The sequence below is a fragment of the uncultured Roseibium sp. genome (assembly GCF_947496995.1).
Classification (GTDB): Bacteria; Pseudomonadota; Alphaproteobacteria; order Rhizobiales; family Stappiaceae; genus Roseibium.
On record NZ_CANMFD010000010.1, the window covers coordinates 55,772 to 67,744 of the forward strand.

General features: G+C 60.7%; 11 protein-coding genes. 4 read left to right on the forward strand and 7 right to left on the reverse strand.

The genetic code is table 11. The features are described 5' to 3' along the window. Positions 1-20: 20 nt before the first annotated feature. From Q1B40_RS24490 to Q1B40_RS24505, 4 genes are read right to left on the reverse strand one after another with little or no spacing between them, the layout of a single operon-like run. Entirely contained in the window at positions 21-1,673 is a 1,653-nt protein-coding gene (locus tag Q1B40_RS24490) for an ABC transporter ATP-binding protein (RefSeq protein ID WP_299821156.1), read from the reverse strand. Beyond that, the gene (locus tag Q1B40_RS24495; protein WP_299821159.1) at positions 1,670-2,551 is read right to left on the reverse strand and encodes an ABC transporter permease; all 882 of its coding nucleotides are present in this window, start codon (positions 2,549-2,551) and stop codon (positions 1,670-1,672) included. The genes Q1B40_RS24490 and Q1B40_RS24495 overlap by 4 nt, the downstream gene beginning before the upstream one ends. Next, a complete protein-coding gene (locus Q1B40_RS24500) occupies positions 2,548-3,573 on the reverse strand; it encodes an ABC transporter permease (RefSeq protein WP_299821162.1) in 1,026 nt (341 codons plus the stop codon). Before Q1B40_RS24500 ends, Q1B40_RS24495 begins: the two co-directional genes overlap by 4 nt. A gap of 5 nt (positions 3,574-3,578) precedes the next feature. Continuing rightward, a complete protein-coding gene (locus Q1B40_RS24505; RefSeq protein ID WP_299821165.1) occupies positions 3,579-5,204 on the reverse strand; it encodes an ABC transporter substrate-binding protein in 1,626 nt (541 codons plus the stop codon). 140 nt (positions 5,205-5,344) lie between these two features. On the opposite strand from Q1B40_RS24505, the gene Q1B40_RS24510 reads away from it, so the two are divergent. Continuing rightward, on the forward strand, positions 5,345-6,274 hold the full coding sequence (locus Q1B40_RS24510) for a LysR family transcriptional regulator (RefSeq protein WP_299821168.1): 930 nt from the start codon (positions 5,345-5,347) through the stop codon (positions 6,272-6,274). Here Q1B40_RS24510 and Q1B40_RS24515 read toward each other — a convergent pair. Genes Q1B40_RS24515 through Q1B40_RS24525 form a run of 3 tightly spaced genes read right to left on the reverse strand, consistent with a single transcriptional unit; the run spans position 6,249 to position 9,128 of the window. Continuing rightward, positions 6,249-7,817 (reverse strand): amidohydrolase family protein, encoded by a 1,569-nt coding sequence (locus Q1B40_RS24515; RefSeq protein WP_299821171.1) that lies wholly within the window; start codon positions 7,815-7,817, stop codon positions 6,249-6,251. The genes Q1B40_RS24510 and Q1B40_RS24515 overlap by 26 nt on opposite strands. 2 nt (positions 7,818-7,819) lie before the next feature. After that, positions 7,820-8,791, reverse strand: coding sequence for an urea carboxylase-associated family protein (locus Q1B40_RS24520; protein WP_299821174.1), 972 nt, complete (start codon positions 8,789-8,791; stop codon positions 7,820-7,822). Next, entirely contained in the window at positions 8,784-9,128 is a 345-nt protein-coding gene (locus Q1B40_RS24525; RefSeq protein WP_299821177.1) for a ribbon-helix-helix domain-containing protein, read from the reverse strand. Before Q1B40_RS24525 ends, Q1B40_RS24520 begins: the two co-directional genes overlap by 8 nt. A 60-nt stretch (positions 9,129-9,188) precedes the next feature. Between Q1B40_RS24525 and Q1B40_RS24530 the strand changes: the two genes are divergently transcribed. The 3 genes from Q1B40_RS24530 (at position 9,189) to Q1B40_RS24540 (ending at position 11,845) form a co-directional block, all read left to right on the forward strand. Beyond that, on the forward strand, positions 9,189-9,935 hold the full coding sequence (locus Q1B40_RS24530; RefSeq protein ID WP_299821180.1) for a GntR family transcriptional regulator: 747 nt from the start codon (positions 9,189-9,191) through the stop codon (positions 9,933-9,935). Next, positions 9,932-10,597 (forward strand): flavin reductase family protein, encoded by a 666-nt coding sequence (locus Q1B40_RS24535; RefSeq protein WP_299821183.1) that lies wholly within the window; start codon positions 9,932-9,934, stop codon positions 10,595-10,597. The genes Q1B40_RS24530 and Q1B40_RS24535 overlap by 4 nt, the downstream gene beginning before the upstream one ends. Positions 10,598-10,744: 147 nt before the next feature. Beyond that, positions 10,745-11,845: a BMP family ABC transporter substrate-binding protein gene (locus Q1B40_RS24540; RefSeq protein WP_299821186.1), complete on the forward strand. Its 1,101-nt coding sequence runs from the start codon at positions 10,745-10,747 to the stop codon at positions 11,843-11,845. The last annotated feature ends 128 nt before the right edge of the window (positions 11,846-11,973 follow it).

Below are 11,973 nucleotides of genomic sequence, written 5' to 3' on the forward strand. Positions count from 1 at the left end.
GGACCTCAATAACTTGACTTTCATTCGGCAGCTGTGCGTTCCGGCGGAGCCGGGAGCGGTGGTTTGGGGGACGCTGCGAGCAGCTCACGGGTGTAGGGGTGAGAGGGAGTTTCCATGACGCTGGCCGCCGTCCCCTGTTCAACGATTTCCCCATCTCGCATGACGATGACACGATCGCAGAGCAGCCGCACGACATGCAGGTCATGGCTGACGAAGAGATAGCTGATGCCGAGCTTTGTCCTGAGGTCGACCAGCAGATTGAGCACGATCGCCTGGATGGAGACATCGAGTGCCGCCGTCGGCTCATCGAGAATGAGGAATTGCGGATCGACGGCGATTGCCCGGGCAATGCCGACACGTGCCTTTTGGCCACCGGAAAGCTGGTGGGGGAAGCGATCCAGCAGGGGGCGCGGCAATCCGACAAGGTCTGCGAGTTCCTCGACCCGCGCCACCCGCTGGCGCTTCGGCGTATTGGTCAGGCGTGCCAGCGGCTCGGCGATCGACTGGCGCGCCGTATGCCGCGGGTTGAAACTGTCGGTCGCATCCTGGAATACCATCTGGATCCGGGCCCTGTCCGCATCGCGGGCAAAGTTGCGGGCAGGTGACCTGGCCAGATCCCTGCCATTGAAGAGGATCTCACCGCTGGTCGGGTCGATAAGACGGACCAGCATCGAGGATGTCGTCGACTTGCCGCAGCCGGACTCGCCGACGAGACCGACGCTTTCTCCCTTTCTGACCTCGAAGGAAATCCCCTTGACCGCATGGACCGGGCCGGATCTACCCTGATAGGTCTTCGTCAGGTCGCGGATCTCCAGCAAGGGCGTTTCCGCCTTCGGCAGTTGCGGCTCCGCAGAGCGCTGATCCAATGGCAGGAGCTGGCGCACGCTCGCTCCGGGCCGCGGCGTCGCATCGACGAGCTTGCGCGTATAGGCGTGCTGCGGCCTGGAGAACAGCGTTTCAGGCCCCCCCTCCTCGACGATCTCCCCGTCTTTCATCACGACCAGGCGGTTGCAATACTGTGCGGCTAGACCGAGATCATGGGTGATCACCATGGCGCTCATGCCGCGCTCGGCGATGAGGTCCGCTATCAGGTCCATGACGGCCTTCTGCGTCGTTATGTCGAGGCCTGTCGTCGGTTCGTCCGCAATGAGAAGCTTCGGATCGCAGGCAAGGGCGATGGCAATGACGACCCGCTGACACATCCCTCCGGACAGCTCGAACGGATAGGCATTGTAGCGGGCTTCCGCGTCGCGTATCCGGACCGCCTCCAATGCCCTGATGGCCGCGGACCTTGCGTTCGACCGGGTAGCCTTGGCATGCCGGCGCAGGACGTCCTCGATCTGGTGCCCGACCTTGCGGATCGGATTGAGGGCCGCCCGCGGGTTCTGGAAGATCATCGAGATTTCCCGCCCGCGCAGGTCGCGCATCGTGCTTTCGCGCGCCTGCCGCAGGTCGATACCCCCATAGGTCAACGAACCGCCTGAAATGCGTCCGTTGCGCTCAAGGAGCCGCATCAGGGCATAGGACGTGACCGACTTGCCGGATCCGGATTCTCCGACGATGCCGAGAACCTCACCTTTCCGGATTTCCAGCGAGATGCCACGCACGGCCTCCACGCTGCCGCGGCGTGTCGCAAAGGAGACTTTCAGATCCTGGATCGAGAGCAGACTCATGAGCGTTGCCGGGGGTCGACCATGTCGCGCAGCCCGTCTCCCAAAAGGTTGAAGGTGAATACGGCGAACATCAGCGCAAAGCCTGGAAAGAAGGCCAGCCACCACTCGCCTGAGACGATGAAGTTCGCTCCCTCGGCAACCATGATGCCCCATTCCGCGGTGGGCGGGCGCACACCCAGGCCGATGAAGCTGAGACCGGCGGCGTTGAGGATTGCCCAGCCGAGATTGAGCGAGACCTGCACCATCATCGGCGGCAGGGCGTTCGGAAAAATATGAAGCGCCAGCACCCGGATGTCGGAGTTGCCTGCGAGCTTCGCGGCCTGGGCAAACCCCGCATCCCTGCGAATGTTCACCTCGGCCCGGACAAGGCGGGCATAGAAGGGAATGTTGATGACCGCCGTCGCATAGACGATGTTCTCGACCGTGTTGCCGAGCGCGGCCACGATCCCCATGGCCAGGACGAAGAGCGGAAAGGCCATGATCGTGTCGAACAGCCGGTTGAGCACGGTGTCGAGCCACCCGCCCCAGTATCCGGCGACGCTGCCGAGGACAGATCCGATCAGGAATGAAAGCGCCACGGCGGCAACTGAAATCGCCAGATCGAGGCGTGTCGCCAGGATCACCCTGGAAAAGACATCCCGTCCGAGATTGTCCGTTCCGAACCAGTGGGCCATCGACGGGGGCTGCAGGGCGATCGCGGCGTTTGATTCCATCGGATCGTACGGCACGATCACCGGACCGAGCACCGCAGCCAGAAGCAGGATGGCGAACATGGTGAACGCAAGCAGCGTCACGGGATTTGAGCGCAGCACATAGCCGATATGGGCAAGGGTGCCGTCCTGCTTCACCGGAACCTGACTGGTGGTAATATCACTCATCTGGTTTCAAATCCGATCCGGGGGTCAATCAGGGTGTAGGAAAGGTCGATCACCAGGTTGAGCACCACGAAGAGCAGCGCCATGGCGAGAACGAAGCCCTGAACGGCGGCATAATCCGATACGACAAGCGCCTCGACCGCATAGGAACCGATGCCGGGCCACGCAAAGACCTTCTCGACAAGGACATTGGCGCCAAGGGTGAAGGAAAAGACCATGCCGAGCGTCGTGACGACCGGCAGGAGCGCGTTGCGGAATGCGTAGGTGAAGAGCACCTTGTCCTCTGTCAGACCCGCAGCCCTGGCCGTCCTGATGTAGTCCGAGGACAGCGCACTCAGCATCGCGGCGCGGGTCATGCGGGCCAGCGGCGCCAGCGTGAAGAGGGTGAGCGTTATCGCCGGAAGCACCAGTTGCTTCAAGGCCCCGGTCCAGGTCTCCCAGTCGCCGGCAATCGCCGCGTCGATGAGATAGAACCCGGTGATGCGGTCGGGCTCGATATAGATGAAATCCAGCCGACCGAGCGGCGACGGCGCGATGCCGAGCAGATAGTAGAAGATGTAGATCAGCAGGACGCCGGTAAAAAAGGTCGGCAGGGAAACACCGGCCGTAACGAGCACCCGGCACAGGTGATCCACTGCCGACCCGGGGCGTGTTGCTGCAAGCACGCCAAGTGGAATTGCGATGGTACAGGACAGCAGCAGAGCCGTCAGCGTCAGTTCCAGTGAGGCCGGAAGCCGGTGGGCGAGATCCTCGATAACCGGCTGCCCGGTGGAGAGCGACTGGCCGAGATCGCCCGTCAGAACGTTTCCGGCATAGACCAGGAACTGCTCCGGCAGGGGTTTGTCGAGCCCGAGCGCGGTTCTGACTTCCTCGATAGACGCCTCATCGGCGGCATGACCTGCGAAATAGACGGCCGGGTCGCCCGGAAGGGCGCGGGTCAGCAGGAAGCTGACCACCACGACCCCCAGGATCACGGGAATGGCATGTGTGATCCTTAGCCCGATTGTGCGGAGGCGACCGGCCATCCTGGTTACGCCTTCGACAGGGAGCGGACATCGGGCTGGCGATGGAACCAGTATTCGTATCCCGACAGGTCCCGCGTGCCGACATTGAGTGCCGGCTGCCAGAGGGCGATGCGCGGCACTTCATCCCACGCGATCTCGATCATGCGCTTGATCTTCGGCGCGTAGTCCGGATCCTCCACCGACATGTGCAGCGCTTCCGGTGTCAGCGTCTCGATCTCTTCATTGCGGTAGTTCGAGGAATTGAAGAGATGTCCTTCCTGGTAGGCCCAGAAGAAGTAGTAGCAGGGATAGTTGAGCCAACCGCCGAAGGTCTCCAGGGCGAGGGGCAAGCGCTTTTCAACCAGCGACGCCGTACGCCAGTTCGCACCGGGGATTTTCTCGATTGTCGCGGTGATGCCGATCTTGGCCAGGTTTTCCTGGATCAGCAGAGCGGCCGGTTCCATCCAGTCGCTTTGGGAAAGATCGATCGAGAGCGGCACTTCGAAACCGTCACCGTATCCGGCTTCCACGAGCAAGGCCTTCGCCTTGTCCAGATCGGTCGAATAGGGAAATTTCTGCGGCCAGGCGATATCTTCAGGCGTTGCGCTCGTCCCTCCCCACATCGGGCTGCCACGGCCATAAGCGGCCGTCTGAAAAACCTCTTCATAAGGGACGGCGAAAGCGATGGCCTGCCGGACCCGCTTGTCCTTGAAAGGTTCGAAGGCAAGGTTCGGACAAAGGCAGTAAATGGCATTCTCGACCGGGGTCGTGACGATGGTCATGTCCTCTGCGCCGGAAAGCTCCTTTGCATCCTTGTTCGGCATGTCGAAGGACATGTCGATATCGCCGCGCTCCAGCAGCGCGCGCCGTGTCGCCGGGCTCGGAACTTCCCGAATGACGACCCGCTTGACTGCGGGAACCGGTCCCGAGGTCCAGTTGTCGTTGCGCTCATAGACCAGCTGTTCACCCGGCTTCCAGGCAGCGACCTTGAAGGCGCCCGACCCGGCCGGTGTCTTGTGAAGGTATTCCATCGCCCATGGATCGGCTTCCGTCGCGTGTTCCAGGGCGACTTTCGAATTGATGATCATCGGAACCGGCACGGCCAGATCCGGAAGGGTAAGCTTCGACTTGCGCAGCAGGTTGATCTTGAATGTCAGGTCATCGACGACTTCGAACTGTTCCGGGTTCTCGAGCGAGCCAGCCTTCATCTGAACCGTCGGGAAACCCCCGACGCTGACGGCGCGGTCGAAGGACCATTTGACATCCTGCGCGGTAATCGGCGAGCCGTCCTGGAACTTGCCCTCCGGACGCAGCTTGAAGACGATCGCCATGTCGTTGTCGGTGAATTCCCAGCTCTCCGCCACTTCGGGTTCGATGACGGAATAGTCGTAGGAGAGACTGCCGTCGGGCATGGTCTTGGTGCCGAAGCTGACAAGCCGGTCGTAGGCATTGACGGCGACCTGGTAGCTCGGGCGGTTTGTGCCCGTGCGGTGCAGGTCGAGGCTGTTGATCGTCTGGCCAATCACCGTGACGATGACGTCCTTGCCCGCGGCGGACGCCGGCAGCACTTTAAGAAACGGTAAAGCGGCGGCCCCGAGCACAGTCGCTCCGGCGCCTTTCAGGAAACCGCGCCGTGAAGTCTCATTGGTCATGTCTGTCCCCTTTTTGAAAGGAAAGGGGGAGAAAGCCCTTCCCATTGAGGACACGATGCGTTCCTTTAGTGAGTACTTCTATTGCTATTTTTGCATCTTTGTGCTTCGAAATTTGCAGCACTCATTGCAAGGCTTTGTAAATGAAACACATTCAGACACTTTTGCTCATTGAAGCAGTCGCAAAAGCGGGATCGATCCGCAAGGCGGCCGAGGACATGAACATCACGTCCTCCGCGCTGAACCGGCGTATCCAGAATTTCGAGGAAGAATTCGGGGCCCCGATCTTCGAGCGTCTGCCACGCGGTGTCAGGCTGAACCCCGCAGGTGAATTGCTCATCCAGCATATCCGCGGTCAGATTGCCGAACTCGACCGGGTCCGCAGCCAGGTGGCGGATCTGTCCGGCCTGCGGCGCGGCCATGTCAGCATCGCGTGTTCCCAGGCGCTGCAGCCCTATTTCATGCCTGCCGAGATTGCCGCCTACCGCGCCGAACATCCGGGCGTGTCCTTTTCCGTCCATGTGCGCGACCGGGACGCCGCCGAAGAGGACCTGCGCGCCTACAAGAGCGATCTGGCGCTCGTTTTCGAGCCGACCCATCTCGGCGAATTCGACGTTCTGCTGACCCTGGAGCAGCCCGTCTACGCCGTCATGGCGAAGGGACATCCGCTGGCCACCAAGGAGACGCTGCGCCTGCGCGACTGCCTCGACTTTCCCCATGTGGTGCCCCCAAAGCGCATCGGCATCCGCTATCTGCTCGATCTGGCAGTCGCCAACATGAGCCAGAAGATGCAGCCGGTGGCGGAGGCCGATTCCTTCGAATTCATGCGCCATTACGTACAGCAGGAACAGGCGGTGGGATTTCAGTTTCCCATCGGCCTCAACCTCAAGGGCGACGACCGCCTCGTTTTCCGCCCCCTGCAGAAGCGAGATGTCGCCCACGGCAATCTGACACTCATGCAAATGCGCGGGCGTACGCTGTCGGTCGCCTCCGCTCGGTTCGCCAACCAGCTTGCCGCAGCCCTCAACAACCTGCCCGGTGAGCTCGTCAGGCTTGACCTGAAATCGAATTGAACCTGTACCGGTGGCGCAGCGGATCCGGATAAGCTGCTTCGAACCAGGCCCTGACATGATGCATCAGCTGGTCGGTTCGCTCCCGTGCAAGCCGCTCTTGCGGCGACAACGAAGAAGCCAGAAAGTCCGAGATTTCGTCGAACACGGCCTGTCGGTCGATGGAAATGACCCTGCCTTCAGAAACGACTTTCCGGCCGCCCACAAACACCGTGTCAGCGGCCATCTGCCGGGTCCGCTGGAGCAGCGCATCGATCAGCGGGATCTTCTCGTCGATGAAAGGCCGGGCAATATCGTTCCAGTCGACCATGACAATGTCTGCCGCGCGCCCGACGTCCAACCGCCCGATCCGGCCTTCGAAGCCGGTGGTCGCCGCCCCGTGCTCGCTCGCCATCTTGAACACATGCCCGGCGGTGGGACGGAAGGCAGTCAGTCCGGGTTCGCGGTGGAGTGCCCAAACGAGACGCATTTCCTGCAGCATGTCCCTGTCGTCGTTGATGCCGGCCTGGTCTATCCCCAGACAAACCGGCACGCCCCGTTTCAGCATGTCGTTGACCGGCGCGACACCGCTGGCAAGCCGCAGTCCGGAGCTTGCATTGTGGCAGATAGAACAGCCGCATTCCTGGATCAGGTCCAGATCCTGCTCATCAACCCAGATTCCGTGTCCAAGGGTCAGATTGCTGTCGAGGCAGCCGAGGCCGGCAAGATGCCGGACAGCGGAGGTGCCGAGATGCCGTCGGGCATATTCAGCCTGCAGATGGGTCTCCACCAGGTGCATATGCACCTTGGAGCCAGTACGCCTTGCCGTGTCGAAGATCGCCACCAGGGCATCGTCGGTGCACCAGTGCAGGTTGGCCGGCGCAAGCTGCCAGGCAACACCATCGGGATCCCTTTGCCGCCAGTCGCGCTTCTGCGCCTCGAACCAGTCCATGCAGTCGCCAACCGGTGTCCTCGACGCGGCAAGGAGCGGACGCCAATAGGCCGCCTCCTCTTCCGGCAGCCGGGCAAGAAACGGTGCATCATCCTCGTGAACGAGCTGATTGCGGTTCCGGATCATGAAGGAAAACGACACCCGCATGCCGATCTCCCGATAGGTGCCGATCACCTTTTCGGAAAGATCCGTCCAGCTGGCGACATCACCGGAAAGGCCGGGATGGATGTGCTGAACAGTCGTGGTGCCGGACTCCAGCATCTCGATCGCCGAATAGAGCGTATCGAGCCGATGGCCGACATAGCGCATGCCCCGGAACTGCGGCAGCCAGGTTTCGAGCGGTCCGTAGGAAACGCCGAGCTGGAACGGCGTCAGGCCGGAATGGTGATGGCCGTTAACCAGGCCGGGAAACACGATCGCATCCGGGCTTCCCTCAACGGGCAGATCCGGATGCGCGCTGCGCAACTCCGCAAAAGGCGCAAGCGCCTGGATCACACCGTCCCTTACAAGAAGCCCCGCGCCTTCGTGGACCTCGCCTTCAAAATTCGCGTCGACGCCGGCAACGACCGCACGCGCGCGCACAAGAAACCCTTCTGTCGCGTCCGCTTCCGTCATTGCTACGTCCCCGAGGTGGATGGCGCACCGCTGGCCGCATCGAGGAAACGCTCTTCCCACCAGGAGAACAGGATATCGCGGAAGGCCGCACCGTCATCGTTGCCGTAGAGATCCCGCCGAGCGACCCTTTCGAAATCCAGCCATTCGGCCTCGCTCAGGGCAAGGCTGATTTCCTCCTCCATGATTGGCGTATTCGCAAAGGCGGGCACGTAGTCAGGGTCGGCCGACAATTCACGCGTCACCTTGATCCTGGCATTGCGAAACTGCGCCGGGGTTCGCTGACTTTTCATGCGGGGAACGGAAGGGACTACCGCAAGATCGTCTTCAGTCGCCTCGAAAATCCGGATGCGCACGGGCTTCAGCGCAAAGTTGCTGGTGCGCATGATGTCCGCACCGCAGACATTCGGGATCGCCAGCACGTCCATCATCGCAAGCAGGTCGACATGATCTCCCTGTCGCGAATTCTGGCGGGTGATGGTCGCCCGCCCGTCCCTCGAGACCTCGGTACACATGAAGAAATTGAAGCTGTCATGCACATCGTCCGGCGTCAGCCCGAATTCCCGCTGCGCTTCCGCCTGAATGTCATGGCAGTTGGTATGAACGTCAAAGCCATAAGCGCTTTCGTAAAGAAAGGCGCTGCACCTTGGGAAGAGAACGTCGTTCCGCTTCACCGTGTCCTTCAGGATATAGAGCATGGCGTTTTCACGCGGCGGCGCGGACCAGAGAAAATCACCTTCGGTCGGATTGAAGCCATGCACCGTGCGGGTCCGGCCGCAATGCATGAATTCCTTGTAGTCGTGCAGATTGAAACAATTGAAGTCGACGCACTGGTTGCCGACGGCCTGTTCGATCCTGAGGATCTGTCCTTTTCGCAGTTCGAACCCCTTGCCGGTACCGGGTTCCAGGACCCTCTCGTCGACAAGCCTGCGGTCCGCATCCGCTTCGTTCAAGGACAAGGCAGCAGCTTCATTCATCGGCCTTCCCCTCCCGGTTCGCTGCATATTCCCGCAGGGCGAGGCGCATCAGGTCCTCGCGGTTTTCCGCCAGGCCCCGGGCAATCGTCCGGTCAACCAGTTCCAGTTGCTGCTGGTTCAGCCTTACCGTGATGCTCCGTTTTTCCGCCTCGCCAGACAGCATGCACAGCCCCTTTCTTGTATACTTGAATTTACAGCTCCCGTGTCCTCGAGAGCCTGATCTTTTTCTGCTTCGCGCGAATCCGCCCTTTTCAGTCGTGATTTTCTCAGGATAACCGGCCTTGCCGAAATCAGGAAAGCTGAAATCTTGAGCAAGTATCGCCTTAAATTCAGTCAATCCGTATACTTGATTATTCTATTTTTGCATACTTAACTGAACTCAACGGAAACGAGACTCATGAAAAAACCGACCAGAGCCGACACCGTCTACCTCGCCTTGCGGCAGGCCATCATCGAACAGGATCTTGGCCCTGGCACGAAACTGCCGGAAGACGAAATCGGCGGCCCGTTCGGAATCAGCAGAACCCTTGTGCGCCAGGCTCTTGCTCGTCTGCAGGCCGACGGTCTGGTGGAGACGGGCGGCAAGAGAAGCGCAACCGTTGCCCGCCCGAGCCTCGAGCAATCCAAGGACGTCTTCCGCGTCCGCCGGGCGCTTGAACGGGAGGTCGTCAGGATCGTCTCGGAAAACTGGTCTCCCTCCTTTGGCGCCGTTCTCGAGGGCCATATCCGCAAGGAAGACGCCGCCCGCAAGGCCGGCAACGAGCGCGTCTCTGTGCGCCTTGCCGCCGAATTCCACATCCTGCTGGCGGAACTGGCCGGCAACCCGGTGCTGCTGGGATATGTCACGCAGCTGGTCTCGCGCTGCTCGCTCATTCTCGCTCTTTATGGCAAGCCGCACAGCACGGACTGCGCGGTCAACGAACACCGGGACGTGGTTGTCGCGCTTCGCGAGGGCCAGGTTGAAGAAGCGGTCCGCCTGATGGATCATCATGTCAGCCTGGTGGAAACCCGTGCCCTCAACGAGGAGGCAAGCGACGGCCCCGGGCTGGCAGAAATCCTCAGCCGGCACGCAAGCGAAATCGAGGCCGAGCAGGCAAGCGGCACCATAACCTTCGAAACCAGAAAAGATGCGGCGGGCAAATGACAGCTGATGGGTTCACGAGGTTCGATTTCAGCGATCTGTCGCCGCGGGAACGCTACAAGCTGCTGATCGGAACGGTCGTGCCCAGGCCAATTGCCCTGATCACCACGATCAGTCCGGAGGGCGTTGTGAACGCCGCGCCCTATTCCTTCTTCAACTGCCTTTCGGCAGATCCGGCGATCCTAGCCATAGGCGTTGAAAACCACGCGGACATGAGCTTCAAGGACACGGCCCACAACATCCGCATGACCGAGGAATTCACGGTCAATATCGTCGATGACGCGCTTGCCGAGGCCATGAACATCTGCGCGATCTCGTTTCCGTCAGAAACGAGTGAGATCGACCAGGCGGGGATCACCACAATCGCCGGCACCCATGTCGTCAGTCCACGGATCGCGGAAGCGCCCGCCGCTTTCGAATGCCGGCGGCACATGACCCTTGAGCTTGGCAAGAGCCGGGAGATCATCCTGGGCGAGGTCAAGGGGCTCTTTTTGCGCGATCACCTGGTGAACCCGGAAACGATGCATGTTGACCAGATTGCTCTGGACGCGATCGGACGAATGGGCGGACATGGCTACAGCCGGACCCGGGACCAGTTCGACCTGAAAACGCCCAGCCTCACAGATTGGGAGAAAGCGCGGCATCAAGCCGTCGGAACCGGATAACCGTACGGACGGTTTCCGGACAGAAGCCGCTTCAAGCGGACGCCTCATGAATTCGAAATTGGCGGCAGGAGGATCTGCCGGTCTCCCGGGAGAGCCTCCCGCGAGAGCGGACGAACCTGTGCGACCACATATGAAAAGGGGAACGCAATGAACAGCTTCACATTCAATCGCCGGACCTTCATGGCCGGCACAGGTGCCCTGGCTCTGACGGCTTCCGCGGGCGGACTTGCACGTGCCGGCACCACGACCATAGGCATGATCTATGTCGGACCGCGGGATGACTTCGGCTGGAACCAGGCCCACGCGGTCGCGGCCAAGGCTCTCAAGGACATTCCGGATGTCACGGTGGTCGAAGAAGAAAATGTCCCGGAAACAAACGCGGTCACCAAGTCGATGGAATCCATGATCGAACTTGACGGCGCCAACCTGCTTTTCCCAACGAGTTTCGGTTATTTCGATCCCTTCATGATCGGCACCGCCCGGAAATATCCGGACGTTGAATTCCGGCATCCGACCTCGCTCTGGTCCGCCGACAAACATCCGCAGAACCTCGGCGGTTATTTCTGTTACCTGGATCAGGCCCATTATGTGAACGGCATCGCCGCAGGCCTGTCGACGACGACCAACAAGATCGGCTTCATTGCCGCCAAACCGATCTCGCTTGTCCTGCGCAACATCAACGCCTTTACTCTCGGCGCAAAGAAGGTCAATCCGGACGTGAAGGTGCAACTCATCATTACTGGAGAATGGTCCCTGCCGGTGCGCGAGGCGGAAGCTGCTAATGCGCTGGTGGATGCGGGCTGCGACGTCATCGCCTGTCATGTCGACAGCCCCAAGGTGGTGATCGAGACGGCCGAGGCCCGGGGCGTGAAGAGTTGCGGACACAATGCCGACCAGTCGACACTTGCCCCCAATGGCTTCATTACCGGTGCCGAACTGAAATGGGGCACCGTCTATACCGCCTATGCAGGCCTGATCCAGAAAGGCGAGAAACTGCCCAATCTCAATGAGGGCGGTTACGACAAGGACATGGTCGCTTCCACAGCTTTCGGTGCTGGTGCCACGGAGGAAGCAAAAGCGGCGGCCGTCGCCGCGATTGAAGACCTCAAGGGCGGCACACCCATCTTCGTTGGCCCGCTGAAGGACAACACCGGCAAGGTCGTGGTGGAAGGAACGCTGGGTCTTTACGACGGCGCGCTCTGGGGTACGGATTATCTGATCGAAGGCGTCGAAGGGTCGATCACCTGACAAGTATCTAGGGGAACACTCCCCTTAGAACGCCAAAAGCCCCCTTGGAATGATCCGAGGGGGCTTTTTGATTTGGTTGCGGGAGCAGGATTTGAACCTGCGACCTTCAGGTTATGAGCCTGACGAGC